Annotated in this window: 20 protein-coding genes; 11 read left to right on the top strand and 9 right to left on the bottom strand. The window is 71.7% G+C overall.

What is annotated here, in order from left to right; all coding sequences use genetic code 11:
* Positions 1 to 2 precede the first annotated feature (2 nt).
* The gene (locus AB0N63_RS03400; protein WP_365523455.1) at positions 3 to 1,469 is read left to right on the top strand and encodes a dihydrolipoamide acetyltransferase family protein; all 1,467 of its coding nucleotides are present in this window, start codon (positions 3 to 5) and stop codon (positions 1,467 to 1,469) included.
* Positions 1,470 to 1,794: 325 nt separating this feature from the next.
* Here the strand turns inward: AB0N63_RS03400 and AB0N63_RS03395 are convergent, their stop codons facing one another.
* Positions 1,795 to 2,697, bottom strand: coding sequence for a D-alanyl-D-alanine carboxypeptidase (locus AB0N63_RS03395; protein ID WP_365523452.1), 903 nt, complete (start codon positions 2,695 to 2,697; stop codon positions 1,795 to 1,797).
* Between the two features lie 196 nt (positions 2,698 to 2,893).
* On the opposite strand from AB0N63_RS03395, the gene AB0N63_RS03390 reads away from it, so the two are divergent.
* Complete coding sequence (locus tag AB0N63_RS03390) at positions 2,894 to 3,544, top strand: GntR family transcriptional regulator (protein WP_365523450.1); 651 nt, start codon at positions 2,894 to 2,896, stop codon at positions 3,542 to 3,544.
* A complete protein-coding gene (locus AB0N63_RS03385; protein ID WP_365523447.1) occupies positions 3,541 to 4,860 on the top strand; it encodes an MFS transporter in 1,320 nt (439 codons plus the stop codon). Before AB0N63_RS03390 ends, AB0N63_RS03385 begins: the two co-directional genes overlap by 4 nt.
* 240 nt (positions 4,861 to 5,100) lie before the next feature.
* Here AB0N63_RS03385 and AB0N63_RS03380 read toward each other — a convergent pair whose 3' ends face one another.
* Positions 5,101 to 5,925, bottom strand: a complete 825-nt coding sequence (locus AB0N63_RS03380; protein WP_365523444.1) for a maleylpyruvate isomerase family mycothiol-dependent enzyme — start codon at positions 5,923 to 5,925, stop codon at positions 5,101 to 5,103.
* Between the two features lie 221 nt (positions 5,926 to 6,146).
* Between AB0N63_RS03380 and AB0N63_RS03375 the strand changes: the two genes are divergently transcribed.
* Complete coding sequence (locus AB0N63_RS03375; protein WP_365523441.1) at positions 6,147 to 6,941, top strand: carbon-nitrogen family hydrolase; 795 nt, start codon at positions 6,147 to 6,149, stop codon at positions 6,939 to 6,941.
* Positions 6,942 to 7,034: 93 nt separating this feature from the next.
* Here AB0N63_RS03375 and AB0N63_RS03370 read toward each other — a convergent pair whose 3' ends face one another.
* Positions 7,035 to 7,529, bottom strand: coding sequence for an LURP-one-related family protein (locus tag AB0N63_RS03370; RefSeq protein WP_365523439.1), 495 nt, complete (start codon positions 7,527 to 7,529; stop codon positions 7,035 to 7,037).
* 163 nt (positions 7,530 to 7,692) lie between these two features.
* Between AB0N63_RS03370 and AB0N63_RS03365 the strand changes: the two genes are divergently transcribed.
* On the top strand, positions 7,693 to 9,522 hold the full coding sequence (locus AB0N63_RS03365) for an NHL domain-containing thioredoxin family protein (protein ID WP_365523436.1): 1,830 nt from the start codon (positions 7,693 to 7,695) through the stop codon (positions 9,520 to 9,522).
* Positions 9,523 to 9,645: 123 nt separating this feature from the next.
* On the opposite strand, the gene AB0N63_RS03360 is transcribed toward AB0N63_RS03365, so the two are convergent.
* From AB0N63_RS03360 to AB0N63_RS03350, 3 genes are all read right to left on the bottom strand, one after another.
* Entirely contained in the window at positions 9,646 to 9,897 is a 252-nt protein-coding gene (locus AB0N63_RS03360) for a DUF6458 family protein (RefSeq protein ID WP_365523433.1), read from the bottom strand.
* Positions 9,898 to 10,053: 156 nt separating this feature from the next.
* On the bottom strand, positions 10,054 to 11,352 hold the full coding sequence (locus AB0N63_RS03355; protein WP_365523430.1) for a M18 family aminopeptidase: 1,299 nt from the start codon (positions 11,350 to 11,352) through the stop codon (positions 10,054 to 10,056).
* 72 nt (positions 11,353 to 11,424) lie between these two features.
* Positions 11,425 to 13,251, bottom strand: coding sequence for an acyl-CoA dehydrogenase (locus tag AB0N63_RS03350; protein ID WP_365523428.1), 1,827 nt, complete (start codon positions 13,249 to 13,251; stop codon positions 11,425 to 11,427).
* 343 nt (positions 13,252 to 13,594) lie between these two features.
* On the opposite strand from AB0N63_RS03350, the gene AB0N63_RS03345 reads away from it, so the two are divergent.
* The 5 genes from AB0N63_RS03345 to AB0N63_RS03325 all read left to right on the top strand — a co-directional run bounded on the left by AB0N63_RS03345 (position 13,595) and on the right by AB0N63_RS03325 (position 17,603).
* Positions 13,595 to 14,023 (top strand): calmodulin-binding protein, encoded by a 429-nt coding sequence (locus tag AB0N63_RS03345; RefSeq protein ID WP_365523425.1) that lies wholly within the window; start codon positions 13,595 to 13,597, stop codon positions 14,021 to 14,023.
* A gap of 63 nt (positions 14,024 to 14,086) precedes the next feature.
* Positions 14,087 to 14,581, top strand: a complete 495-nt coding sequence (locus tag AB0N63_RS03340; RefSeq protein ID WP_365523422.1) for an SseB family protein — start codon at positions 14,087 to 14,089, stop codon at positions 14,579 to 14,581.
* Positions 14,582 to 14,912: 331 nt separating this feature from the next.
* Positions 14,913 to 15,866, top strand: coding sequence for a pirin family protein (locus tag AB0N63_RS03335; RefSeq protein WP_365523419.1), 954 nt, complete (start codon positions 14,913 to 14,915; stop codon positions 15,864 to 15,866).
* Between the two features lie 218 nt (positions 15,867 to 16,084).
* Complete coding sequence (locus tag AB0N63_RS03330; protein ID WP_365523417.1) at positions 16,085 to 16,570, top strand: M4 family metallopeptidase; 486 nt, start codon at positions 16,085 to 16,087, stop codon at positions 16,568 to 16,570.
* A 4-nt stretch (positions 16,571 to 16,574) separates the two neighbouring features.
* A complete protein-coding gene (locus AB0N63_RS03325) occupies positions 16,575 to 17,603 on the top strand; it encodes an AI-2E family transporter (RefSeq protein ID WP_365523415.1) in 1,029 nt (342 codons plus the stop codon).
* A gap of 108 nt (positions 17,604 to 17,711) precedes the next feature.
* Here the strand turns inward: AB0N63_RS03325 and AB0N63_RS03320 are convergent, their stop codons facing one another.
* Positions 17,712 to 19,874: a SpoIIE family protein phosphatase gene (locus AB0N63_RS03320; protein ID WP_365523412.1), complete on the bottom strand. Its 2,163-nt coding sequence runs from the start codon at positions 19,872 to 19,874 to the stop codon at positions 17,712 to 17,714.
* Positions 19,875 to 20,095: 221 nt separating this feature from the next.
* Between AB0N63_RS03320 and aspS the strand changes: the two genes are divergently transcribed.
* Positions 20,096 to 21,859 (top strand): aspartate--tRNA ligase, encoded by a 1,764-nt coding sequence (gene aspS / locus AB0N63_RS03315; protein WP_365523409.1) that lies wholly within the window; start codon positions 20,096 to 20,098, stop codon positions 21,857 to 21,859.
* 167 nt (positions 21,860 to 22,026) lie between these two features.
* Here aspS and metG read toward each other — a convergent pair whose 3' ends face one another.
* Positions 22,027 to 23,742 (bottom strand): methionine--tRNA ligase, encoded by a 1,716-nt coding sequence (gene metG / locus AB0N63_RS03310; RefSeq protein WP_365523407.1) that lies wholly within the window; start codon positions 23,740 to 23,742, stop codon positions 22,027 to 22,029.
* A gap of 190 nt (positions 23,743 to 23,932) precedes the next feature.
* Entirely contained in the window at positions 23,933 to 25,381 is a 1,449-nt protein-coding gene (locus AB0N63_RS03305) for a VWA domain-containing protein (protein WP_365523405.1), read from the bottom strand.
* Positions 25,382 to 25,434: the final 53 nt, after the last annotated feature.

The raw sequence follows: 25,434 nt of genomic DNA, 5'->3' as shown, positions 1-25,434 counted from the left end.
TCGTGACCACGATGACCGACGCGTCCGTGCGCGAGTTCAAGATGCCGGATGTCGGCGAGGGCCTGACCGAGGCCGAGATCCTCAAGTGGTACGTCCAGCCGGGTGACACGGTCACCGACGGCCAGGTCGTCTGCGAGGTCGAGACCGCCAAGGCGGCCGTCGAACTGCCCATCCCCTACGACGGCGTGGTGCGCGAACTGCGCTTCCCCGAGGGCACCACGGTGGACGTGGGCACCGCGATCATCGCGGTGGCGGTGGCCGGCGGAGCCCCGGCGGCCGAGCCGCAGCAGACCGAGGCCCCGGCGGGCGCCGCGGCCGGGCCGCAGCAGGCCGAGGAGCCGAAGCCGGAGGGCCGCCAGCCGGTCCTCGTCGGCTACGGCGTCTCCACCTCCGCCACCAAGCGCCGCCCCCGCAAGGGCGCCGAGGTCACGCCCCGCGCGGACCAGGCCCCGGCGGCGCCCCAGCCGGAGCTGAACGGCCGCGCCGCCGCCCCGGCGCCCGCCGCGCCGGTAGCGGCCCCGGCCGGCAAGGACCGGCCGCTGGCCAAGCCGCCGGTGCGCAAGCTCGCCAAGGACCTGGGCGTGGACCTGACCACGGTGGTCCCGTCCGGCCCGGACGGCGTCATCACCCGCGAGGACGTCCACGCGGCGGTGCGCGCGGCGGTGCCGGCACCGCAGGCCCCGGCCGCCGAGGCGGTCCCGGCGCAGGCCGCTCCCGCAGCGGGGCGGGTCCAGACCGCCCCGGCGCCCGTGGCGGCGTACGACGCGGCCCGTGAGACGCGCGTTCCCGTCAAGGGCGTCCGCAAGGCGACGGCCGCGGCGATGGTCGGCTCGGCGTTCACGGCACCGCACGTCACGGAGTTCGTGACGGTGGACGTGACCCGGACGATGAAGCTCGTCGAGGAGCTGAAGCAGGACAAGGAGTTCACCGGTCTGCGCGTGAACCCCCTGCTGCTGATCGCCAAGGCGCTGCTGGTCGCGATCAAGCGCAACCCGGACATCAACGCGTCCTGGGACGAGGCCAACCAGGAGATCGTGCTCAAGCACTACGTCAACCTGGGCATCGCCGCGGCCACCCCGCGGGGTCTGATCGTCCCGAACATCAAGGACGCCCACGCCAAGACGCTGCCGCAACTCGCCGAATCCCTCGGCGAACTGGTCGCGACGGCCCGCGAGGGCAAGACGTCCCCGGCGGCGATGCAGGGCGGCACGGTGACCATCACCAACGTCGGCGTCTTCGGCGTCGACACCGGCACGCCGATCCTCAACCCGGGCGAGTCCGCGATCCTCGCGGTCGGCGCGATCAAGCTCCAGCCGTGGGTCCACAAGGGCAAGGTCAAGCCCCGTCAGGTCACCACCCTGGCCCTCTCCTTCGACCACCGCCTGGTCGACGGGGAACTCGGCTCGAAGGTGCTGGCGGACGTGGCGGCGATCCTGGAGCAGCCGAAAAGGCTGATCACCTGGGCGTGACGCCGCGACATGCGTGACCTGCAGTACCTGGAGGGGACGGCCGCAACGTCGAATCGCGGCCGCCCCCTCCGTTCCGTTCCCGCACCGGCGCGGCCGGGCCGTAACCAGCGCCGGTGAGCCAGGTCCACGGCCGGACCGGACTCAGGACCGGTGAAGGACGTGCACCAGCGATTCACCCGGGGATGTTCATGGTCGAGGGGAAGATCGACCGAAGCGACGCGACGGGGCGCCGGGGTGTGCAGGGCGTGGCGGATGCGGGCTCATCGGGACGCACGAAGGGCCTGTCGCCGGCCGGCGACAGGCCCTTCGCGCAGTGCCCTCGGGCTCAGCCCAGGCGGGCGAAGCCGTAGTTGAGGAGCTTCGTGGCGTCGGTGGCGCGCTGGTTGATGGAGGAGGAGGCCAGGACCGTGCCGATGACGGTCTTGTTGCCGCGGGTGGCGGCGAAGACCAGGCAGTACTTGGCCTCGGGGCCGGATCCGGTCTTCACGCCGATGGCGCCCTTGTAGCTGCTCAGCAGCGTGTTCGTGTTGGTCCAGGTGGCCATCGTGCGGGTGCTGCCCGTCTTGGTGATGGTCTTGGCCGTGTACGACTTGGTCTTCACGACGGCGCGGAAGTTGGCGTTCTTCATCGCGCTGCTGGCGATCTTCGTCAGGTCGCGCGGCGTCGAGTAGTTCTTGCCGTTGCCGATGCCGTCGAACGAGTCGAAGTGCGTGTTCTTCAGCTTCAGATCCTTCGCGGCGGCGTTCATCTTGCCGATGAAGGACTTCACGCGCGCGGACGTGGTCGAACCCGTGCCGTACTTGTCGGCCAGCGCGTACGCGGCGTCGCAGCCCGAGGGCAGCATCAGCCCGTACAGCAGCTGGCGCACGGTCACCTTGTCGCCCACGATGAGGTGGGCCTGGGAGGCGTTGTTCTTGACGACGTAGTCGCTGTACGCCTTCTGGATGGTGACCTTGGCGTCGAGGTTGAGGTTCTTCTGCGACAGCACGACCTTCGCGGTCATGATCTTCGTCGTCGAGCCGGTGGACAGCTTGGTGTCCGCGGCCTTGGTGTAGAGCGACGAGCCGTTCGCGTTGTTCATCACGTAGCCGCCCTTGGCCACGATGGACGGCGCGGAGACGGCCTGCGCGGGCATGGCGGTGAGCGCCCCGGTGGCGAGGACCGCGCCGGTGGTCATGGCGACGGCGGCGGCTCTGCGGAGGCGGATGGCCTTGATGCCGGTTTTCAAGTGAGGTACCCCGAATACGTTGAATGCCCCTAGGGTGCGGCGGAGTTGAGTACCCAGCGATGTGGGGCCGCACATGTCTGACTCGTAACTAGCACAGAAGGTTGTGCCGTTGCCCGGGGCGGGTGCCCAGCGGGCGGTCCGGTCCGCATGGTGGACGGGACGAGTCTTGTGTACGTGTTGTATCTATGCTGTGGACATGACCTTGTCCGTGAAGCAGCCCCCCGCCGCCGACCGTGTGTACACCCACGTCAAACAAGCCGTCCTGGACCGCCGCTACGGGGGCGGCACCCTGCTGACCGAGGGCGAGCTGGCCGAGGCCGTCGGGGTGTCGCGCACTCCGGTGCGCGAGGCGCTGCTCCGGCTGGAGGTCGAGGGGCTGCTCAAGCTCTACCCGAAGAAGGGAGCGCTCGTCCTGCCGGTCTCCGCGCAGGAGATCGCGGACGTCGTCGAGACCCGGCAGCTGGTCGAGGGTCACGCGGTGCGCAAGGCCGTGCCCGCCCCGGCCGGACTCCTGGAGCGGCTGGAGGAACTGCTCGAACAGCAGAAGGGGCAGGCCGCCGCCGGTGATCTGGCCGGCGCCGCCGTCACCGACCGCTGCTTCCACGCCGAGATCGTCCGCAGCGGCGGCAACGAGATCCTCTCGCGCCTCTACGACCAGCTGCGCGACCGCCAGCTGCGGATGGGCGTCGCCGTCATGCACTCCCATCCCGACCGGATCGCCAAGACCCTCGCCGAGCACGAGGCGATCCTCCAGGCGCTGCGCGACGGCGACGCCGAGGCCGCCGTCGGCATCGTGCACGGACACGTCAGCTGGTTCTCGAACCTCGCCCGGGGGGAGGTCCGATGAGTTCCTCCCCCAGCCGTCCCTCCGCCGCGCCGGCACTGCCCGGCGACCCGCCCGGCGGGCGGCGCGCGGTCGCCGTGTGGGGCATCGGCGTCGCCGTCTACTTCGTCGCCGTCATCTTCCGCACCTCGCTGGGCGTCGCCGGTCTGGACGCCGCCGACCGGTTCCACGTCAACGCCTCCGCGCTGTCCACGTTCTCGATCCTGCAACTGCTCGTGTACGCGGGCATGCAGATACCCGTCGGCCTGCTGGTCGACCGGCTCGGCACCAAGAAGGTGCTGGGCATCGGCGTCGTCCTGTTCACGGCCGGTCAGCTCGGCTTCGCCTTCTCGCCGTCGTACGGCACGGCGCTCGCCTCGCGCGCGCTGCTGGGCTGCGGCGACGCCATGACGTTCATCAGCGTGCTGCGGCTGGGCACCCGGTGGTTCCCCGCCCGGCGCGGTCCGCTGGTCGCGCAGCTCGCCGGACTCGCCGGCATGGCGGGCAACCTGGTCTCCACGCTGGTGCTGGCGCGGCTGCTGCACGGCGTCGGCTGGACCTGGGCGTTCGGCGGCAGTGCGGTGGCCGGCGCGGTGGTCTTCGTGTTGCTCGTGCTGTTCCTGAAGGACCACCCCGAGGGCTTCGAACCGGAGCCGCAGCCGCACCAGGGCTCCGCGTACGTGCGACGGCAGATCGCCGAGGCGTGGCGGGAGCCGGGGACGCGGCTGGGGATGTGGGTGCACTTCACCACGCAGTTCCCGGCGATGGTGTTCCTGCTGCTGTGGGGGCTGCCGTTCCTGGTGGAGGCGCAGGGGCTGTCGCGGGCGACCGCGGGCGATCTGCTGACCCTGGTCGTGCTGTCGAACCTGACCGTCGGCCTCGTCTACGGGCAGATCGTCGCCCGGCACCACGCGGCGCGGTTGCCGCTGGCGCTGGGGACGGTGGCGGCGACGGCCCTGATGTGGGCGGCGACGCTCGCCTACCCCGGGGGGCGGGCGCCGATGTGGCTGCTGGTGGTGTTGTGCGTGGTGCTGGGGGCCTGCGGGCCGGCGTCGATGATCGGGTTCGACTTCGCGCGGCCGGCCAATCCGGCGGAGCGTCAGGGGACCGCGTCCGGGATCACCAACATGGGAGGTTTCATCGCCTCGATGACGACATTGTTCGTGATCGGTGTGCTGCTGGACGCCACGGAGGACGACTACCGGATCGCGTTCTCCTCGGTGTTCGTGCTCCAGGCGGTGGGGGTCTCTCAGGTTCTGCGGTTGCGGAAGCGGGCGGCCCGGCGGGAGCGGGAGCGGTTGGTGGCGAGCCGGGTGGAGACGGTGCACGTGCCTGCGTGACGGTGCGGTGGGATCCCGCCGTACGGACGGGCTGACGTGCCGTCGCCGGAGAGGGGCGGCCGGACGGCAGTGGGTGCGCCCGCCCCGCGTAAGGGGCGCCTGCCCGAAGCTCTTCGGGCAGGGGGGCACCCCGAGCCCACCCCTGCCGCCCTGGAGGCCCCTCCCAGGCCCTCGAGGCACCGGGGGAGGCACGAGGGCCCTCAGTCACGGGGCGTATGGGCGGGCGCCTGGCGGTCGTCCCTACTGCGTCACCGTGAAGTTGCGGAGGATCGCTGCGGTCAGGTCCTGGTCGCCCTCCGTCTTGACCCGGTCCGCCACCGCTTCCGGAGTGGTGCGGCCGCAGGCGAGGCGGACGTAGGTCTCCCAGTCGAGGGCGAGGGACGCGGCCGGGCCGAGGGCCGGGGCCGTCTCCAGGGTGCCGCGGCCCTGGATGTCGACGCGGATCGTGCGCAGGAACTCCACCGGACCGTGCACGTCGAAGACGATCGCCGAGCTGCGCGGCGCGTCCGCCTTCTCCGCGACCACGCGCGGCAGGGCGTCCAGCAGGTAGTCCCGGGCGACGTGCGCGCCGGGCGAGTCCAGATTGCCGGGGCGGCCGAGGGCGGCGCGCAGGTCCTGTTCGTGCACCCAGATGTCGAACGCGCGGTAGCGCATGGACTCCTCGAGGGTGATCTCCGCGCCGAGGGGGCCGCGCACCTTGGTCCCGGGCTCCCGGGACTCGTTGCGCAGCTGGCGGTTGCGCCGGATGATCGTGTACTCCAGCTCGGACGTCATCTCCGGCGCCGTGTGGTGGCGGCGGACGTCGACCTGCATCTCCATGTACCGCTGGTGCTCGTTGGTGACGTGGAACAGGTCGCGCGGCAGCGAGTGGATGGGGCGCGGGTCACCCAGCGCCTCGCAGTCCATGCCGATCACATGCGAGACGACATCCCGCACCGACCAGCCGGGGCACGGCGTCCGCCGGTTCCACTCGCCCTCCACGAGCGGCTGCACCAGCTCGGATATCGCCTCGACGGAGTGGGTCCAGGCATCGGCGTAGGGCTGGAGGGTGGGATGCAGACTCACGGAACGGGACCCCTCGGCGGTCGGTACACGGGCAGGTGGTGGCGGCATTGCCAGTGGGCGCTGGGCTGCTGTCGGCGGGTGTCTGGTGATTCTCCCGCGCTCTCGCTCCGCTTCGAGCGGGGAGGACCCCCAAGTTACGCTGCTGTGAAGCACCCCGGCAGTTCTTTCGTGTGACGATCGTAGGCCGGTGTGGACAACTCGATTGCCAGGACGGTGGTAGTGTGCGCGCCTCGCTGATCCAGATCGCCGTGGACGAGGGCGAATCGGTCGCATCACGCCGGCAGCGGGCCGCCGCGCTCGTCCGTGAGCAGGCCGGCGCCGATCTCGTCGTGCTGCCGGAGCTGTGGACCACCGGGGCCTTCGCCTTCGAGGAGTTCGAGGCCGCGGCGGAGGCGCTGGACGGCCCCACGCACGAGGTGATGGCGAAGGCGGCGAGCGACGCGGGCGTATGGCTGCACGCGGGCTCGATCCCCGAGCGCGCGCCCGAAGGCGCCGTCTACAACACCTCCCTCGTCTTCTCCCCCTCCGGCGACCTGGTCGCCTCCTACCGCAAGATCCACCGCTTCGGCTTCGACAAGGGCGAGGCCGTGCTGATGGGCGCGGGACGCGAACCGGTGACGGTCCCGCTGCCGGGCACCACGCTGGGTCTGGCGACCTGTTACGACCTCCGGTTCCCCGAACTGTTCCGCTCCCTGGTCGACGGCGGCGCCGAGGTCCTGGTGATCCCGGCGGGCTGGCCCGAGCGGCGGCGCGCGCACTGGACGCTGCTGGCCCGGGCGCGGGCGGTGGAGGACCAGGCGTTCGTGCTCGCCTGTGGAACGGCCGGTACCCACGCCGGGGTTCCCCAGGCGGGTCACTCGATCGTGGTCGATCCGTGGGGCGAGGTGCTGGCGGAGGCCGGCCACGACGAGGAGGTCCTCACCGTCGAGTTCGACCCGGGCCGGGTCGCCACGACGCGCGAGCAGTTCCCGGCCCTGAAGGACCGCGTGCTCGGCCTGGAGGCGCCGCGCCACTGACCGCCGGTCGCGCCGGCGGCCGTCGGCCGCCACGAGCGGAACCGCCGCCCCGCGCGAGCCGCGTGGCCGGCCCCTCGTGCGCCCCGCGCGGCGCTACCGCTCGTCCCGTTCCTTCTCCGCCAGGTGGATCACGCAGACGGCCACGGCGATCAGCAGCGCCGGGTCGGCGTCGTCCCGTACGACGTCGATGCCGTAGGTGTCCACGACGCTCAGCCAGCGGCGGGAGATCACCGCGAGCAGTTCGCCGTCGTACTCGACGGCGAACTCCCGGTCCAGGATCTTGCCGCTGACGTCCAGCTCGGTGCCGTCCACCAGGGTCACCCGGTAGTGGTTGCGCAGCAGCGACAACCGTTTGCGCCGGATCTTCGCCAGGGCCTCGCCGCCCCGCTCGATCACCATGGTCTCCCGCAGGGAGAGCATCTTCTGGTGGATGTCGACGAGCACCCGGCCCTGGGCGTCCTTCAGCTCGAAGGTGTCCCGCAGCCGCATCGCCTTGCCGTCGACGAGGAACAGCTTGGTGCCGTGCTCGTCCTCGATCCAGTAGTCGTCACCGATGCCGAGGATCCGGTCGCGTACGAGGAGTCTCATGTCCTCACCGCTTCCCCGGCGGGCCCCCGCCGACGCGGCGGCTGGGCCGTCGGGCTGAGCGGACCGGCCCGCCACCTCGCGCACGGAAGGCCCGCGGAGGCGGCCGCACCCTCACAGGACGGCCCCCGCGCCGGTTGCCGGCGGCGGATGGCACCCTTGGTCCATGAGCGAATCGTCCCCGGCCCCGGCCACCCGCCGTGCCCGTGTCCGCGCCCCCGAGCTGACCGGCAAGGGCGGCTGGCTGAACACGGGCGGAAACCAGTACACCCTCGCCGACCTGCGCGGGCGCATCGTCATCCTGGATTTCTGGACGTTCTGCTGCATCAACTGTCTGCACGTCCTGGACGAGCTGAGGGAGCTGGAGGCCAAGCACCGCGACACCGTGGTGATCATCGGCGTGCACTCGCCGAAGTTCGTCCACGAGGCGGAGCACCAGGCGGTCGTGGACGCCGTGGAGCGGTACGGCGTGGAGCACCCGGTGCTGGACGACCCCGAACTGGCCACCTGGAAGCAGTACGCGGTGCGGGCCTGGCCCACGCTCGTCGTGATCGACCCCGAGGGGTACGTCGTCGCGCAGCACGCGGGCGAGGGCCATGCGCACGCCCTCGCGAAGCTGGTGGAGGAGCTGGAGGCGGAGCACGCCGCCAAGGGCACCCTCCGGCGCGGCGACGGGCCGTACGTGGCCCCGGAGCCGGAGCCGACCACGCTGCGCTTCCCGGGCAAGGCCCTCCTGCTGCCGTCCGGGAACTTCCTGGTCAGCGACACCACCCGGCAGCAGTTGGTGGAGCTGGCGGCGGACGGCGAGAGCGTCGTGCGCCGGATCGGCTCCGGCGCGCGCGGCTTCGCCGACGGCGCCGCCGAGGACGCCGTCTTCAACGAGCCGCAGGGCCTCGCCCTGCTCGACGACGGCGCCGTCGTGGTCGCCGACACGGTCAACCACGCGCTGCGCCGCTTCGACCCGGCGACGGGGCGGATCACGACCCTGGCGGGCACCGGCCGCCAGTGGATGCAGGGCGAGGCCACCCGCGGCCCGGCGCGCGAGGTGAACCTCTCCTCGCCCTGGGACGTCGCCTGGTGGCGGGACAGGGTGTGGATCGCCATGGCGGGCGTGCACCAGCTGTGGGCGTACGACCCGGCCGACGGGACCGTGTCCGTCACCGCCGGCACGACGAACGAGGGCTTGGTCGACGGCCCCGGCGCGGAGGCCTGGTTCGCCCAGCCCTCCGGCCTCGCGGCCACGCCCGAGCGGCTGTGGCTCGCCGACTCCGAGACCTCCGCCCTGCGCTGGGTCGACCCGGACGGAGCGGTCCACACGGCCGTCGGCACCGGCCTGTTCGACTTCGGCCACCGGGACGGCGCCGCCGGGCAGGCACTGCTCCAGCACCCCCTGGGCGTCACCGCCCTGCCGGACGGCTCGGTCGCCGTCAGCGACACCTACAACCACGCCCTGCGCCGCTACGACCCGGCGACCGGGGAGGTCACCACGCTCGCCACCGATCTGCGGGAACCGAGCGACGCGGTGCTGGTGGGCGAGGAGATCGTGGTCGTGGAGTCGGCCCGGCACCGGCTGACCCGGCTGCGGCTGCCGGAGGAGGCGGTGCGGGTCGAGGCCGTCGCCCACCGCACCCAGCGCGCCGCCACCGAGGTGGCCCCCGGCGCGCTGCGGCTGGACGTGATCTTCCAGGCTCCGGCCGGCCAGAAGCTGGACACGCGCTACGGCCCCTCGACCCGCCTCCTGGTCTCCGCCACCCCGCCCGAGCTGCTGCTGGACGGGGAGGGCGCGGGCACCGACCTCGCCCGTGACCTGGAGCTGAACCCGGCCGTGCCCGAGGGCGTGCTGCACGTCTCCGCGATGGCCGCCTCGTGCGACGACGACCCGGCGAACGAGTACCCGGCCTGCCATGTCCACCAGCAGGACTGGGGCGTCCCGGTCCGGCTGGCCGACACCGGCGCGGAGCGCCTCCCGCTGGTCCTGGCCGGGCTGGACGCCTGATCCCGGCCGCCTGGCCGGGACCGCGGAACGGGCCCGGGGGCCCGGTCGTACCGTCGTACGGCCGCCCTCTCCCGGCGGCCGTACGACGGTCCGTACGGACGGTGCCGTGCTCCGGGGCGTGGGTCAGACGCCGTAGCCGTCGCTGTAGCCGTCGCGCGCGTGGTGGTGGCGCTCCTCGTCGACGACCGTCGTCGTGGGCGGCACCATCACACGGCGGCGCCGGGCGATGCTGCTGAACGTGGTCACGCCGATCACGCCGACGATCATGAGGATCACGCCGACCATGTGTACGTTGACGCTCTGCACGTGCCAGTCGGTCGCGAACGTGAGGATGGCTCCCACGGCGATGAGGATGATGCACCCGCCGAGGCCCATGAGTGTCGCCTCCTAGTCCGGTGTCAGGTCCGGTGGTTCCGGCCTGTCCGGTCCCTTCCGGTCAACTCCGGGTACCCGCAAGCCCGGTGGACATGCGGCGGCGACCCCTCGTGGGCCTCTCACAGGCTTCCCGGGGCCTCGCGGACCCGTGCGGCATCAGCCCTCCAGGAACGCCACCAGCGCGTTCGCCAGCAGGAACGGGTCGTCGGCGGCGCACAGTTCGCGCGCGCTGTGCATGGACAGGATGGCCACGCCGATGTCCACGGTCTTGATGCCGTGCCGGGCCGCGGTGATCGGGCCGATCGTCGTACCGCACGGCATGGAGTTGTTGGAGACGAACGACTGGAAGGGCACGCCCGCCTTCTCGCAGGCCGCGGCGAACACCGCGCGGCCCGAACCGTCGGTCGCGTAGCGGTTGTTGACGTTGACCTTCAGGAGGGGGCCGCCGCCCGCGCGCGGGTGGTGCGTCGGGTCGTGCCGCTCGGCGTAGTTCGGGTGCACCGCGTGGCCGGTGTCCGAGGACAGGCAGACCGTGCCGGCGAAGGCGCGCGCCCGGTCCTCGTACGACCCGCCGCGTGCGAACACCGAACGCTCCAGGACGCCGCCGAGCAGCGGCCCGTCGGCGCCGGTGTCGGACTGGGAGCCGTTCTCCTCGTGGTCGAAGGCGGCCAGCACCGGGATGTACGGCAGCTCGGCGCCGCCGGTGGCCACCGCCACCAGGGCGGCCGTGCCGGCGTGCACCGACAGCAGGTTGTCCATGCGCGGGCCGGCCAGCAGTTCGCGGTCGCGGCCGAGGTAGGCGGGCGGCTCGACGGAGTGCGTCATCAGGTCCCAGCCGGCCACCTCGCCCGCGGCCAGGCCCGCCTCCTGCTCCAGGAAGGCGATCAGGTCGCCGTCGCGCACGTCGTCGCCCAGACCCCACACCGGCTGGAGGTGCCGCTGCTTGTCGAGCTTGAGGCCGTCGGCGGAGACCGAGCGGTCCAGGTGGATGGCGAGCTGGGGGACGCGCAGGAGCGGGCGGTCGACGTTCACCAGGCGCGTGGAGCCGTCGCGCAGGGTGAGCCGGCCGGCCAGGCCCAGGTCGCGGTCGAGCCAGGAGTTCATCAGCGGGCCGCCGTAGATCTCCACGGCGACCTGGCGCCAGCCGTGCGCCCCGGTGTCGGGCCGCGGCTTGACGCGCAGGTTCGGCGAATCGGTGTGCGCGCCGACGATGCGGAACGGGGTGTGCGGCACGGCGCCCTCGGGGACGTACCAGGCGATGATCGCACCGCCGCGCAGCACGTACTTCCCGCCCGTGGAGGCGTCCCAGGCGTCCGTCTCGGCGACCTGCCGGAAGCCGGCCTTCTCCAGCCGCGCGGCGGCGGTGGCCACGGCGTGGTACGGCGACGGGCTGGCCGCCAGGAAGGACATCAGGTCGTCGGTGTGGCCGCGGTCGAAGGGCCGGCTTGTGCTCATGGGTTCACCTTAACGACGGACGAGGGTCCGCTCCCGGTGCGGGAGCGGACCCTCGTGCGGACCTCGGAGGGACTAGAACGCGGCCTCGTCCAGCTCCATCAGGTCCAGGTCGACCTTCTCGGCGATCTTGCGGGCCAGCGTGACGCCCGGCAGGACGTTGGCCGCGAAGAACTTCGCCGCCGCGATCTTGCCCGTGTAGAACGCCTTGTCCTTGGCGGAGGCGGTCTCCAGCTTCTCGGCGGCGATCGCCGCGCCCTTCAGCAGCAGGTAGCCGACGACCACGTCGCCGGAGGCCAGCAGCAGGCGGGTGGTGTTCAGGCCCACCTTGTAGATGTTCTTGACGTCCTGCTCGGTGGCGGCGAGGTCGGTCAGCATGACGCCGACGACGGCCTCCAGCTCGACGGCGGCCTTGGCCAGGTACTCGCGGGACTCGGCCAGCTCCGCGCCGCCGGTGCCCAGGGCGAGGAACTTCTTGATGTCCTCGGCGAGGGAGTTCAGCGCGGCGCCCTGGTTGCGGACGATCTTCCGGAAGAAGTAGTCCTGGCCCTGGATCGCCGTGGTGCCCTCGTACAGGGTGTCGATCTTGGAGTCCCGGATGTACTGCTCGATCGGGTACTCCTGCAGGAAGCCGGAGCCGCCGAAGGTCTGGAGCGACTGAGCGAGCTGCTCGTAGGCCTTCTCGGAGCCGTAGCCCTTGACGATGGGCAGGAGCAGGTCGTTGAGGGCGTGCTCGGCGGAGGCGTCCTCGCCGCCCGCCTCCTTGACCTGGATCTCGTCCTGGACTGAGGCGGTGTACATCACCAGGGCGCGCATGCCCTCGGCGTACGCCTTCTGCGTCATCAGCGAGCGGCGCACGTCGGGGTGGTGGGTGATGGTGACCTTGGGCGCGGTCTTGTCCATGAAGTTGGCCAGGTCCGGGCCCTGCACGCGCTCCTTGGCGTACTCCAGCGCGTTCAGGTAGCCCGTGGACAGGGTGGAGATCGCCTTCGTGCCGACCATCATGCGGGCGAACTCGATGATGCGGAACATCTGGCGGATGCCGTCGTGCTTGTCGCCGATCAGCCAGCCCTTGGCGGGGTGCTTGTCGCCGAAGGTCATCTCGCACGTGTTGGAGGCCTTCAGGCCCATCTTGTGCTCGACGTTGGTGGCGTAGACGCCGTTGCGCTCGCCCAGCTCGCCGGTCTCGAAGTCGAACTCGTACTTCGGGACGAGGAAGAGGGACAGGCCCTTGGTGCCGGGACCGGCTCCCTCGGGGCGCGCGAGCACGTAGTGGAGGATGTTCTCCGACATGTCGTGCTCACCGGAGGTGATGAAGCGCTTCACGCCCTCGATGTGCCAGGAGCCGTCCTCCTGCTGGACGGCCTTGGTGCGGCCGGCGCCCACGTCGGAGCCGGCGTCGGGCTCGGTGAGCACCATCGTGGAGCCCCACTGGCGGTCCACGGCGATCTTGGCGATGTGCTTCTGGACCTCGTTGCCCTCCTCGAAGAGGATGCCGGCGAACGCGGGGCCGGAGGAGTACATCCACACGGCCGGGTTGGCGCCCAGGATCAGCTCGGCGTAGGCCCAGATCAGGGAGCGCGGCGAGGTGGTGCCGCCGATCTCCTCGGGCAGGCCGAGGCGCCAGTACTCGGAGTCCATGAAGGCCTGGTAGCTCTTCCGGAAGGACGCCGGGACCGGGGCGGTGTTGGTCTCGGGGTCGAACACCGGCGGGTTGCGGTCGGCGTCGGCGAAGGACTCCGCCAGCTCGTTCTCGGAGAGGCGGGTCAGCTCCTCCAGGATGCTCTTGGCGGTCTCGGTGTCCATCTCGGCGAACGGACCCGTGCCGTACAGCTTGTCGCGTCCGAGGACCTCGAAGAGGTTGAACTCGATGTCGCGGAGGTTGGACTTGTAGTGCCCCATGGCCACGGCTCCCGTCGAGGACTCGGCGAGGCACTGACTCCTCGCATCTGGTTCGCGTACCAACTAGTAGCTCCGATGATGCTACCCGTCGGTAATAAGACGCAACCCCTGACAGTCCGTCTGTGACGCGTCTCTTAATCGGCGGGTGTGACCGGTGTGCCCCCCGTGACTGCCGGGACCGCAGGTGTCTGTCTGGCCGGTGCGGGGTCAACCGCCGGGAGTCTCCGACCCGATCCGGCGAAGCGAGGCCCGGGGCCGGGCGTGTCGCGACCAGCGGTGATTACGTTGCGTACTGCATGGTGACGCCAGGTCACTGTGCGATCGGAGAGAACAGGGGAAGTCCATGCGACGACTGCTCGCGAAGCTCGGCGGGGTGGCGGCGGCGGTGCTGCTGACAGTCGGGATGTCCCGTCCCGCACAGGCGGCGGCGCCGGCCTACTTCGAGTTCACGGACATCACCGGCAGCAAGGCGGTCTTCGAGCTCACCGACGAGACGAGGATCCAGGAGGCCCGGGACATCCTGAGCGGCAAGGAGAAGGACCGGGTGCACGTGCTCGGCCGGATCGTGCACCGGCCGGCCGCCTGGAACCCGGGCTGGAGCTACCACTACGACACCTCCAGCGTGCAGTTCTTCGAGGTCGCCATCGAGGTCTGCGACGCCACGATCCCCTACGTGGAGGACCACCTCGACGAGGCCGGCGGCGCGTTCCTGCCGGGGAACTGGTGGTGCCCGTGGACCTCGAAGCTGATCCGGGAGGTGCCCGCACCGTGAGGGGGTGCCGAGGGAGGGTCCGTCCCGGCCCTGCGGCCCCGGGCGCGTCGGTACGCTTGGCGCATGTACGGATACGGCCAGCCGATGGACGGGGGCGCGGCGCAGCAGTACGCGCCGCCGCAGGAGCAGATGCCGGGCGGTATGACGGGGGGCATGGCGGGCGGCTACGGGCAGCAGCAGCCGCTGTACCCCGAGCCGTCGCCGCCCTCGCTCGCGGACGCGGTCCGTGCCTTCACCACCGGGCAGATGGCCGCGGAGGACTTCCAGCAGATCTTCGCCACCTCGAAGGTGTACTGCCCGCGCGGTGACACGCCCGGTTTCCTCGCCCTGCACAACACCCAGCAGCCGGTGATCCCGATGTTCACCTCGCTGAAGGAACTGCGGCGCTACGCGGGCAAGGAGTCCAAGTACTTCGTGATCACCGGCGCGGAGGTGATCGACCTGCTGCCCACGGGGTACGGCTTCGTGCTCGACATGGAGGGTGAGCACCGGATCGTGTTCGACGCCAAGGCGGTCGAGCAGATGGTCGACTTCGCGATGCGCCGGATGTACGGCTGAGACTCGGCCGCACGGCCGGTGCGCGGGGGTGCGGCGGGACCCCGCCCGGCCGGGGGTGAGGTGAGCGTCGCCCGGCCGGGGTGCGGCGGGCTCCGCCCGGCCCGGATGCCGACCGGGTCACCGGCCCGGCTGTCGGTCCGGTCGCCGGGTGGGCCGCGTCCCTGCGGAGCGGCCGGGTAGGGGCGGTGCTGTGCAGGCACGGCCCCCGCACGCGCGTGTCCTGTCGCTGTGGAGCCCGGAGGGAATGGCCTTCGGGCTTCTTGTGTTGGTGGTGGCAAGAAGTTGAATGCTCAACTAGGGTGGTCGACACGCCCCCCAAGGAGGTACCGACATGCCTGCAGTGACCGTCGAGAACCCGCTCGTGCTGCCCCGCGTCACCGCTTCCGCGAACGCCCGTCAGCGCCGTGTCCTGCGCGTGGCCACGGCGCCGTCCGGATTCGAGGGGGAGGGCTTCCCGGTGCGGCGCGCGTTCGCGGGCATCGACTACCGGCACCTGGACCCGTTCATCATGATGGACCAGATGGGTGAGGTGGACTACGAGGCCGGCGAGCCGAAGGGGACCCCTTGGCACCCGCACCGCGGCTTCGAGACCGTCACGTACATCATCGACGGGACCTTCATCCACCGGGACTCCCACGGGGGCGGTGGCACCATCACCAACGGCGACACCCAGTGGATGACCGCGGGCTCGGGTCTTCTGCACATCGAGACGCCGCCCGAGGAGCTGGTCATGTCCGGCGGCCTCTTCCACGGGTTGCAGCTGTGGGTGAACCTGCCCGCCAAGGACAAGATGTCGGACCCCCGGTACCAGGACATCCGCGGCGGCACGGTCAAGCTGCTGGCCTCGGCCGACGGCAGCTCGCTCCTGCGGGTCATCGCCGGCGACCTGGACGGCCACAGCGGTCCCGGCATCACGCACACCCCGATCACGATGATCCACGCCTCGATCAGCCCCGGCGCCGAGGTCACGCTGCCGTGGCGGGCGGACTTCAACGCCCTCGCCTACGGCCTGGCGGGCCAGGGCTTCGCCGGCGGGGAGAAGCGGCCCTTCGGGATGGGGCAGGCGGTCGTCTTCGGTGACGGCGACTCGCTGACCGTGCGGGCGGCCGAGAGCCAGGACTCGCGGAGTTCCACCTTCGAGGTGGTCCTGCTCGGCGGACTGCCGATCCGTGAGCCGATGGCGCACTACGGGCCGTTCGTGATGAACAGCCACGCCGAACTCGTCCAGGCCTTCGAGGACTTCAAGGCGGGACGGCTCGGCGAGGTGCCCGCCGGGGAGTTCTAGGGCGTCCTCCGAAAGGGGCGCCGTCCGTCCGAAGGGCCGGACGGGACTTCCGGAACACACGCCCTACAGGGCGGGATTCCAGGAAACGGGATTCTCGGGACTGCAGTCGGGGCCGGTCGCGGCGAGCGGCCGGCCCCGACGTTTCCCATGACGGACGTCACGTCGGGGGCGTCGTCGGCACCGTCGGCTACCGGAGCACGTCCACCGCGGACACCGAGGTGCACGCCGGCTCCGGCGTCTCCTCCCACGCCTTCCACCTGCTCGCGCAGGGAAGCGGCGCAGGACCGTCGACGGTGCCGCCCACGACTCGGCCGCCTACGACGGCTCCGCCGGCCAGGGCGTCGGCCATCGGCCGGGACAGGGCGCCGCGGATCCTCTGCCAGGCGCTGACCCGGCACATGGTCTCCACCACCGGCTTCCACGCCGCCCGTGAGGCGACGCCGAAGGCGGCGGGCGACCTGTACGGCACGGACGGCACCGAGTACGCCGCGGTCGACAAGGCCCGGGCGGCGGTCGACGTGACCGCGGCCGGCCAGCCCCGGTCCGCTGGGGACAGGACGTCCGGCCCGCAGCCCGCCACGAGTCGGCGGGCGGGCCGGACCCCGCCCGCCCGGCGCCTCCGCGGTCGGCGCGTCAGTCCCGGGGCGGGCTCACCCGGCCGGACTGTCCGCACAGGACAGTCCGCCCGGCGCGTGATGCGCTGAGGGGGTGTCCTTGCTGCCCGAGTCCGTCCGGCGTCTCGCCGCCTGGTGCGCCGTCGTGCTGCTCGTCTCCGGAGTGGTGTGGGTGGTGGTGCGGCTGTGCGTGGTGTTCCGCACCGCCGTGATCCCCGTGCTGCTGGCGCTGCTGGGCACGGCGCTGCTGCGGCCGCTGTTCCGGCGGCTGGTGCGGGCGAGGGTCAACCGGTCGGTGGCGGCGGGGATCACCTGCGCGGCCGTCGTGGTCGTCGTCGGCGGCACCGGCTACATCGTGGTGCGCGCCCTGATCGACAGCTGGCAGCAGATCGCCGACTCCCTGGAGCACGCGGCGAAGTCCCTCGCCTCCCATCTGGGGCCGGCCGGCACCTCGCTGTCCGATCTGGCCGGGCAGGGCAGGAACCTGCTGTCCAAGTTCGGCGGGACCGCCGCCTCCGGTGTCATCAGCGGGGTCAGCGTCGTCGCCGAGTACACCGCCATGGCGATCCTCGCGCTGCTGCTGGTCTTCTTCTTCCTGCGCGACGCCGCCCGGGCCCGGCGGACCCTGCGCACGCTCTCGCCGGGCGACAGCGCCGACACGGTCGAGAGCATGGCCCGGCGGGCGTTCACCGCCGTGGAGGGCTTCATGCGGGGGACGACGATCATCGCGTTCATCGACGCCGTCTGCATCACCGTCGGCCTGCTCCTGCTGGACGTGCCCGGCGCCGTCGGGCTGGGCGCGCTGGTGTTCGTGGGGGCGTACATCCCGTATCTGGGGGCGTTCATCTCCGGTGCGGTGTCCGTGCTGGTGGCGCTCGCCGACCGGGGGTTCGCGGTCGCGCTGTGGGCGCTGGGCGTGGTCGTCGCCGTGCAGCTGCTGGAGGGGCACGTGCTCCAGCCGCTGATCCAGAGCCGGACCGTGCAGATGCATCCGGCGGCGGTGCTGCTGGCGATCACCGCGGGGGCGTCGGTCGCCGGGATCGTGGGGATGCTGCTGGCGGTACCGCTCACGGCGGCGGCCTTCGGCGTCGCCCACGAGGCACGGGACCAGTACGGGACGTAGGGCCGACCGGTACAGCGTGGGGCCGACGGGTACGGCGTGGGGCCCGACGGGTACGGGGCGCGACGCGCCTTCACCGGGTGACGCGCGGCTCGCGTGGTGGCGCGGTCCTCACTTCTCCTTCTTCTCCCACGGCGGTTCGTACAGCTCGAACCAGATGCTCTTGCCCACCCCCCGCGGCTCGACGCCCCACGCGTCGGCGAGGAGTTCGATGAGGACCAGGCCGCGCCCCGAGGAGGCCAGTTCGCCCGGGCGGCGCTTGTGCGGGAGGTCGTCGCCGGCGTCGGTGACCTCCACCCGCATCCGCCGCTCGCCCCGCTCGCCGCTCACCTCGGCCAGCAGCAGCGCGTCGGTGTCGGTGTGCACGAGGACGTTGGTCAGCATCTCGCTCAGCAGCAGCACCGCCGAGTCCACCTGCTCCTCCGAGGACCAGTCGTGCAGCAGCTGCCGCAGCTGCTGGCGGGCGACCGCGACCCGTTCGGGCTCGGCCTGGGCGACCGTCAGCAGGGTGCGCCGCACCTCGGGCAGGCTCACCGTGCCGCCGTGGCCCTCGCAGCGGCGGCTCAGCAGCAGGACGGCGATGTCGTCCTCGCGGCGGTCCACCAGCGGGCCGGTGGTGTAGTGCGAGGACGGGCCGTGCACGCCCTGGACCAGCGCGTCGGCGAGTTCCTCGGTGTCGCCCTCGTGCTGCTCCAGGATGGCGCGGATGCGCTGCCAGCCGGTGTCCAGGTCGTGGCCGCCGGTCTCGATCAGGCCGTCGGTGCAGACCATCATCGTCTCGCCCGGCTCCAGTGTGAACCGGGTGGTCGGATAGTCGGGGTCCGGGTCCACGCCGAGCGGCAGACCGCCCGCCGTCGGCCGTTGCAGCACCGTCCCGTCCGCCATCCGGATCGCCGGGTCGGGGTGCCCGGCGCGGGCCACCTCCAGCACGCCGGTGCGCGGATCGACCTCGGCGTACAGACAGGTGGCGAAGCGCAGGTCGGAGGGGTCGTCGCCGGGGGCGCCATCGTTGACGATGCCGTGCAGGAACCGCGAGGCGCGGGAGAGCACCGCGTCCGGGCGGTGGCCCTCGGAGGCGTAGGCGCGCAGGGCGATGCGCAGCTGGCCCATCAGCCCCGCGGCGCGCACGTCATGCCCCTGCACGTCGCCGATGACCAGCGCGAACCGCCCCGACCGGCCCTTCTCGCGGGCACGCGAGGTGCCGCCGGGCAGCGGGATCATGTCGTACCAGTCGCCGCCGACCTGGAGGCCGCCGCCGGTGGGGACGTAACGGGCGGCCAGGTCCATGCCGGGGACCTCGGGCCCCGTCGTGGGCATCATCGCGCGCTGGAGGCCCTCGCTCAGCTCGCGCTCGGTCTCGGCGGTCCCGGCCCGTGAGAGGGCCTGGGCGAGCATCCGGGCCACCGTGGTCAGCACCGAGCGTTCGTCGGGTGTGAAGGCCACCGGATAGGTGAAGGCCGCCATCCAGGCGCCCATGGTCCGCCCCGAGGCGGTCAGCGGCAGATACGCCCACGAGCGGCGCTGGAAGTGCTCGGCGAGCGGCCAGGTGAGGGGATAGCGGGCGCGGTACTCCTCCGGCGAGGACAGGTAGACGGCCCGGCCGGTGCGCACCACCTCGGCGGCCGGGTAGTCCGTGTCCAGGGACATGTGCACGAACGGCGCCTCGTCGCCGGGCCGCTGCCCGTGGTGGCCGATGACCGAGAGCCGGTCGCCCTCCACGCCGAAGACGGCCAGGCCGTCCGGGGAGAAGCCGGGCATCGACAGTCCGGCGGCCACCCGCAGCACCTCGGCGGTGGAGCGGGCCTCGGCCAGCGCGCGGCCCGCGTCCAGCAGGAACGCCTCCCGGGAGCGCCGCCAGTCGCCGGTGACGGCGCTGCGGGAGGCGGGCGAGCCGGGGGTGGGCTCGGCGACCTCCTGGAGGGTGCCGATCAGTTCGTAGGCCTTCTTGCGGGAGTGGAAGGTGGGCCGGGAGCGGCTGCGCACGACGCGGATGATCCGGCCCTGCTCGTCCATGATCCGCACCCGCACCTCGGCCAGGGTGCCCTCGGAGGCGGCGAGCTGGACCACTCCGGTGATCTCGTTCCAGTCGACCGGGTGGAGCCGGGCGCGCACCTGGGCCTCCGTGAGGGTGACGGCTTCGGCGGGCAGCCCGAGCAGCCGGGCCGCCTCGGCGTCGACCGCGACGAGCCCGGTGGAGGTGTCCCAGTGCCACGTTCCGGTCGCCAGGGCGGCGAGGACGTCCCCGACGGCGGGCAGGGGCTCACCAGTGCGCATTGCCCCACTGTAAGAAGATGTGATCGGACACTGCCACCGAAGACGGACGAAACGACCTCCGGTGACGGTGTGCGGGACGCCCCGCGGCGGACCGCGCCCGCACCCGCGTGACCCGCGCCCCCGTAATGCGGGCGAGCCGATCTTGGGGCGGCCGGTACGCTTGGTAGGTCCGGGCCCTGCCCGCCCGGTGACCCCGATCCGCGAAGACTGGATGAACGACGATGCATCGGTACAGGTCCCACACCTGCGGCGAGCTCCGCGCCTCTGACGTCGGCACCGACGTCCGGCTGAGCGGCTGGCTGCACAATCGGCGCGACCTGGGCGGCATCCTCTTCATCGATCTGCGCGACCACTACGGCATCACGCAGCTCGTGGCCCGTCCCGGCACCCCCGCCTACGAGGCCCTGGACAAGCTGTCCAAGGAGACGGTCGTCCGGATCGACGGCAAGGTCGTTTCACGTGGAACCGAGAACGTGAACACCGAGCTGCCCACCGGTGAGATCGAGATCGAGGTCGGCGAGGTCGAGGTGCTCGGCGCCGCCGCCCCGCTGCCCTTCACGATCAACGCCGAGGACGGCGTCAACGAGGAGCGGCGCCTGGAGTACCGCTTCCTCGACCTGCGCCGCGAGCGCATGCACCGCAACATCATGCTGCGCACGGCCGTGATCTCCGCGATCCGGCACAAGATGGTCGCGCTCGGTTTCAACGAGATGGCGACGCCCATCCTCACGGCGACCTCCCCCGAGGGCGCCCGCGACTTCGTCGTCCCCTCCCGTCTGCACGCCGGCCGCTTCTACGCGCTCCCGCAGGCCCCGCAGCAGTTCAAGCAGCTGCTGATGATCTCCGGCTTCGACCGCTACTTCCAGATCGCGCCCTGCTTCCGCGACGAGGACGCCCGCGCCGACCGCTCGCCGGGCGAGTTCTACCAGCTCGACGTCGAGATGAGCTTCGTCGAGCAGGAGGACGTCTTCCGCCCGATCGAGCAGCTGATGACCGAGCTGTTCGAGGAGTTCGGCGGCGGCCGCCACGTCACGTCGCCCTTCCCGCGCATCCCGTTCCGCGAGGCGATGCTCAAGTACGGCTCCGACAAGCCGGACCTGCGCGCCAAGCTGGAGCTGGTGGACATCACCGACGTCTTCGAGGGCTCGGAGTTCAAGGCGTTCGCCGGCAAGCACGTGCGCGCCCTGCCCGTCCCGGCGGTCCAGGACCAGCCGCGCAAGTTCTTCGACCAGCTGGGCGACTACGCCGTCTCCCAGGGCGCGAAGGGCCTGGCCTGGGTGCGGGTCGGCGAGGACGGCTCGCTGACCGGCCCGATCGCCAAGTTCCTCACCGAGGAGAACGTCGCCGAGCTGACCAAGCGCCTGTCGCTGGCCGCCGGGCACGCCGTGTTCTTCGGCGCGGGCGAGTTCGACGAGGTCTCCAAGATCATGGGCGCCGTGCGCGTCGAGGCGGCCAAGCGGGCCGGCCAGTTCGAGGAGGACGTGTTCCGCTTCTGCTGGATCGTGGACTTCCCGATGTACGAGAAGGACGAGGAGACGGGGAAGATCGACTTCTCCCACAACCCGTTCTCGATGCCGCAGGGCGGCCTGGAGGCCCTGGAGACCCAGGACCCGCTGGACATCCTGGCCTGGCAGTACGACATCGTCTGCAACGGCGTCGAGCTGTCCAGCGGCGCCATCCGCAACCACGAGCCGGACATCATGCTCAAGGCCTTCGAGATCGCGGGCTACGACGCGGAGACCGTCGAGCGCGAGTTCGCGGGCATGCTCCGCGCCTTCCGCTTCGGCGCCCCGCCGCACGGCGGCATCGCTCCCGGCGTCGACCGCATCGTGATGCTCCTGGCCGACGAGCCGAACATCCGCGAGACGATCGCCTTCCCGCTCAACGGCAACGCCCAGGACCTGATGATGGGCGCGCCGACCGAGCTGGAGCCGGCCCGCCTGAAGGAACTGCACCTGTCGGTGATCAAGCCGCAGCCGAAGTAGTCTCCGGCCGCCGTACGCGGCGGCACGAGGAAGAGGGGCGGCCCCATGGGGCCGCCCCTCTTCTCTGCGTCCTCGTTCTTGCGGAGGGGAACGCGGGCGGGGCCCGGAGCCCGACCCCTGAAGGGGTCGGGCTCCGGGCCCCGGTGTCGGTGTGGGCCGCCCTCAGGTCAGGCCGACTCGCCGCCGAAGCGGTCCTTGTACGCCTGGAGGTCGTCGTCCGTCAGCTTGGCGAACAGGACCGGCGGGACCGTGAACGGGGTGCCGGCGGGCACCGCGGTCAGGGACTTCGCCTCGTCGGCGCCGACCCAGGTCGCCGTGTCGTCCTGGAGGGCGAACGCCGAGCGCATCGCCCTCGCCGTCGTCGGGATGAACGGCTCGGAGACCACCGCGTAGAGGTGGATCAGGTTCATCGCCGTGCGCAGGGTGAGGGCCGCGCCGTCCTGGTCCGTCTTGATCTCCAGCCAGGGGGCCTTCTCCTCCAGGTAGGAGTTGCCCGCCGACCACAGCGCGCGCAGCGCGGCGGCCGCCTTGCGGAACTGGATGGCCTCCATCTGCTCCTCGTACTCGGCGAGCAGCCGCGCGATCTCCGCACCCAGCTTCGCCTCCGCCTCGCCCGGCTCGCCGCCCTGCGGGACCTCGTCGCCGAAGCGCTTGCGGGAGAAGGACAGGACGCGGTTGACGAAGTTGCCGAGGGTGTCGGCGAGGTCCTTGTTGACGGTGGCCGTGAAGTGCTCCCAGGTGAAGGACGAGTCGTCCGACTCCGGGGCGTTGGCCATCATGAAGTAGCGCCAGTAGTCGGCGGGCAGGATCTCCAGCGCGTCGTGCGTGAAGACGCCGCGGCGCTGCGAGGTGGAGAACTTGCCGCCGTAGTAGTTGAGCCAGTTGAAGGCCTTGATGACGTCGACCTTCTTCCAGGGGGCGCGGGTGCCGAGCAGGGTCGCCGGGAACATCACGCTGTGGAAGGGGACGTTGTCCTTGCCCATGAACTGCGTGTAGTGGACGTCCGCGTCCGACTCCCACCACCACGAGCGCCAGTCGCGGTTCTCCGGGTCCAGCTCCGCCCATTCCTTCGTGGAGCCGATGTACTCGATCGGCGCGTCGAACCAGACGTAGAAGACCTTGCCCTCGGCGGCCAGGTCCGGCCAGGTGTCGGCCGGCACCGGGACGCCCCAGTCCAGGTCGCGGGTGATCGCGCGGTCGTGCAGGCCCTCGGTCAGCCACTTGCGGGCGATGGAGGAGGCCAGCACCGGCCAGTCGTCCGCGCGCTCGTCCACCCACGCCTCGACCTCGCCGGCCAGCGTCGACTGGAGCAGGAAGAGGTGCTTGGTCTCGCGGATCTCCAGGTCGGCGCTGCCGCTGATCGCGGAGCGCGGCTCGATCAGGTCCGTCGGGTCCAGCACCCGGGTGCAGTTCTCGCACTGGTCGCCGCGGGCCTTGTCGTAGCCGCAGTGCGGGCAGGTGCCGATGATGTAGCGGTCGGGCAGGAAGCGGCCGTCGGCGTTGGAGTACACCTGGCGGATGGCGCGCTCCTCGATGAAGCCGTTCGCCTTCAGCTCGCGGGCGATCTCCTGGGTGATCTCGTGGTTCTGCCGGGAGGAGCTGCGGCCGAAGTGGTCGAAGGCCAGGCTGAAGCCGTCGTAGATCGCCTTCTGCGCGTCGTGCGCCTGGGCGCAGAACTCGGCGACCGGGATGCCCTGTTCCTTCGCGGCCAGTTCCGCGGGGGTGCCGTGCTCGTCGGTGGCGCAGATGTACAGCACGTCGTGGCCGCGCTGGCGCAGATAGCGGGCGTACACGTCCGCCGGGAGCATGGACCCCACCATGTTGCCCAGGTGCTTGATCCCGTTGATGTACGGAAGGGCGCTGGTGATGAGGTGTCGAGCCATCGCGGGCTGCTCCCAAGTCGCTACGCGGGGTGACGATCTCGTGGTTCTGGGTCGTCTGTGAACCTTGAAATCGTATCCGACGTGGGCGGTCCGCCCGCTTCCCGTTCCGGGGGGTGGGAAGCGGGCGGGGGGGCGGGGGCCGGCCGGCTCCGCGCTTGCGCCAGGGCGCGGGCGGGGGCGTGTCGCGGGCTTACGGGCGCCAGGTCGCCAGTACGCCCTCGTACAGCTCCTTGTCCGTCAGCTCGCGGGGGGTGGGGCCCGCGTGGAAGAAGGACGTGTTCCCGGTCTTCAGCCTGCGGAGGTAGTCGAACGCCTTGTTGTCGTGCTCTCCGAAGGCGACGAAGGAGAAGAACACGTGGGGGTGGGTCTTCGCCGCGTCGGTGAGGGCCTGGGTGGCGGGGGTCTTGGCGTCGGGAGCGCCGTCCGTCTGGAAGACCACCAGGGCGGGGGTCGTGGGGTGGTGCGCGTCGTGGTGGGCGAGGACTTCCTCGATCGCCGCGTGGTACGTCGTACGGCCCATGCGGCCGAGGCCCGCGTGCACCTCGTCGATCTTGTTCTCGTGGTCGGCGAGGGTGAGGGTGGTGGTGCCGTCCACCTCCGTGGAGAAGAAGGTGACGTGGACCGTGGCCTCGGGGTCCAGGTGGGCGGCGAGGGCGAGGGTCTGCTCCGCGAGGGACTGGGCGGAGCCGTCCTTGTAGTACGCGCGCATGGAGGCCGAGCGGTCGAGGACGAGGTAGGTCTTGGCCCGGGCGCCGGTGAGGTCGTTCTTCTTGAGCGCGGGGGTGGCTGCCTTGTAGGCGGCGGTGAGGAGAGGGGCGCGGGACTTGACCCGGGTGAGGGGGGTCGCGGGCTTCTGGGCGGGGGTGGGCTGTTCGGCCGCGGCTTCGCCTTCGGCCGCGGGGGCGTTCCCACCCGCACCGCCCGTGCTGCCTTCGTGGTCGTGTGCGGGTGACCCCTGCGGGGCCTTGTCGCCGTCGGCGGCTTCCGGAGTCGTGGCCGGCTCCGCCGGGGCCGGTGCGGGGGCTGCTTCCGGTTCGGGCTCCGGAGCCGCCGCGGCCGGCTCAGGGGTCGGTTCCGGCTCCGGGGCCGGCGCGGACGCGCGTTCGGGTTCCGGGGCCTGCGGCTGTTCCTGCGGCTCCCCCTGCCCCTGCTCCGCGGCCTGCTCGGAATCGGCGACCGGCTCCGGGGGAAGGGCGGGTTCCCGGGTTGCTTCGGGATCCGGCTCGGGCGCCGAGGGCTGCTCGGGCTGCGATACCTGCTCGGGTTCCGGGTCCGGGGCCGCGGCGGGCTCGGTCGCCGAGGGCTGCTCAGGGTCCGGACGATGCCCGGGCTCCGACGGCTGTCCGGGCTCCGTGAGTTGCTTGGGGAAGGCGACCTTGTCGAAGGCCGCCGCCACCAGCTCGTGTTCCTCGTCCCGTTCCTCGCGCGGGGCCGGGCGGGGGTCCGGGACGTGCGGGGTGGCCGCGGGGTCCGGGGCCGGCTCGTCGGCCGGGGCCGGGACCTCCGCCTGGGCCTTCGGCTGCTCCGCCGCGGGCGGGACCTGTTCCTGGGCCGGAACCTGTTCCGCACCCTCCGCTTCGGCCGTACGCCCCTTGCGTGACCGGCCGAACGCGTTCCGCAGGCGAGTGAGAATGCCCATGTGCGCAACCCTTCGCGTGAGTTGTTCCCGTCGATCCCTGGCCAGGACGGACA

The organism is Streptomyces sp. NPDC093260 (genome assembly GCF_040683715.1).
Taxonomy (GTDB): Bacteria; Actinomycetota; Actinomycetes; order Streptomycetales; family Streptomycetaceae; genus Streptomyces; species Streptomyces sennicomposti.
Note: the sequence above shows the minus strand (reverse complement) of the source record. Positions and strands in the feature narration are given on the sequence as shown.

What these genes read in the sequence shown, in the direction of transcription:
- AB0N63_RS03390 (WP_365523450.1), top strand. Translation starts at nt 2,894, where the DNA reads ATGACCTTGTCCGTGAAGCAGCCCCCCGCCGCCGACCGTGTGTACACC.
- AB0N63_RS03385 (WP_365523447.1), top strand. Translation starts at nt 3,541, where the DNA reads ATGAGTTCCTCCCCCAGCCGTCCCTCCGCCGCGCCGGCACTGCCCGGC.
- AB0N63_RS03370 (WP_365523439.1), bottom strand. Translation starts at nt 7,529, where the DNA reads ATGAGACTCCTCGTACGCGACCGGATCCTCGGCATCGGTGACGACTAC.
- AB0N63_RS03365 (WP_365523436.1), top strand. Translation starts at nt 7,693, where the DNA reads ATGAGCGAATCGTCCCCGGCCCCGGCCACCCGCCGTGCCCGTGTCCGC.
- AB0N63_RS03360 (WP_365523433.1), bottom strand. Translation starts at nt 9,897, where the DNA reads ATGGGCCTCGGCGGGTGCATCATCCTCATCGCCGTGGGAGCCATCCTC.
- AB0N63_RS03355 (WP_365523430.1), bottom strand. Translation starts at nt 11,352, where the DNA reads ATGAGCACAAGCCGGCCCTTCGACCGCGGCCACACCGACGACCTGATG.
- AB0N63_RS03350 (WP_365523428.1), bottom strand. Translation starts at nt 13,251, where the DNA reads ATGGGGCACTACAAGTCCAACCTCCGCGACATCGAGTTCAACCTCTTC.
- AB0N63_RS03345 (WP_365523425.1), top strand. Translation starts at nt 13,595, where the DNA reads ATGCGACGACTGCTCGCGAAGCTCGGCGGGGTGGCGGCGGCGGTGCTG.
- AB0N63_RS03340 (WP_365523422.1), top strand. Translation starts at nt 14,087, where the DNA reads ATGTACGGATACGGCCAGCCGATGGACGGGGGCGCGGCGCAGCAGTAC.
- AB0N63_RS03335 (WP_365523419.1), top strand. Translation starts at nt 14,913, where the DNA reads ATGCCTGCAGTGACCGTCGAGAACCCGCTCGTGCTGCCCCGCGTCACC.
- AB0N63_RS03320 (WP_365523412.1), bottom strand. Translation starts at nt 19,874, where the DNA reads ATGCGCACTGGTGAGCCCCTGCCCGCCGTCGGGGACGTCCTCGCCGCC.
- aspS (WP_365523409.1), top strand. Translation starts at nt 20,096, where the DNA reads ATGCATCGGTACAGGTCCCACACCTGCGGCGAGCTCCGCGCCTCTGAC.
- metG (WP_365523407.1), bottom strand. Translation starts at nt 23,742, where the DNA reads ATGGCTCGACACCTCATCACCAGCGCCCTTCCGTACATCAACGGGATC.
- AB0N63_RS03305 (WP_365523405.1), bottom strand. Translation starts at nt 25,381, where the DNA reads ATGGGCATTCTCACTCGCCTGCGGAACGCGTTCGGCCGGTCACGCAAG.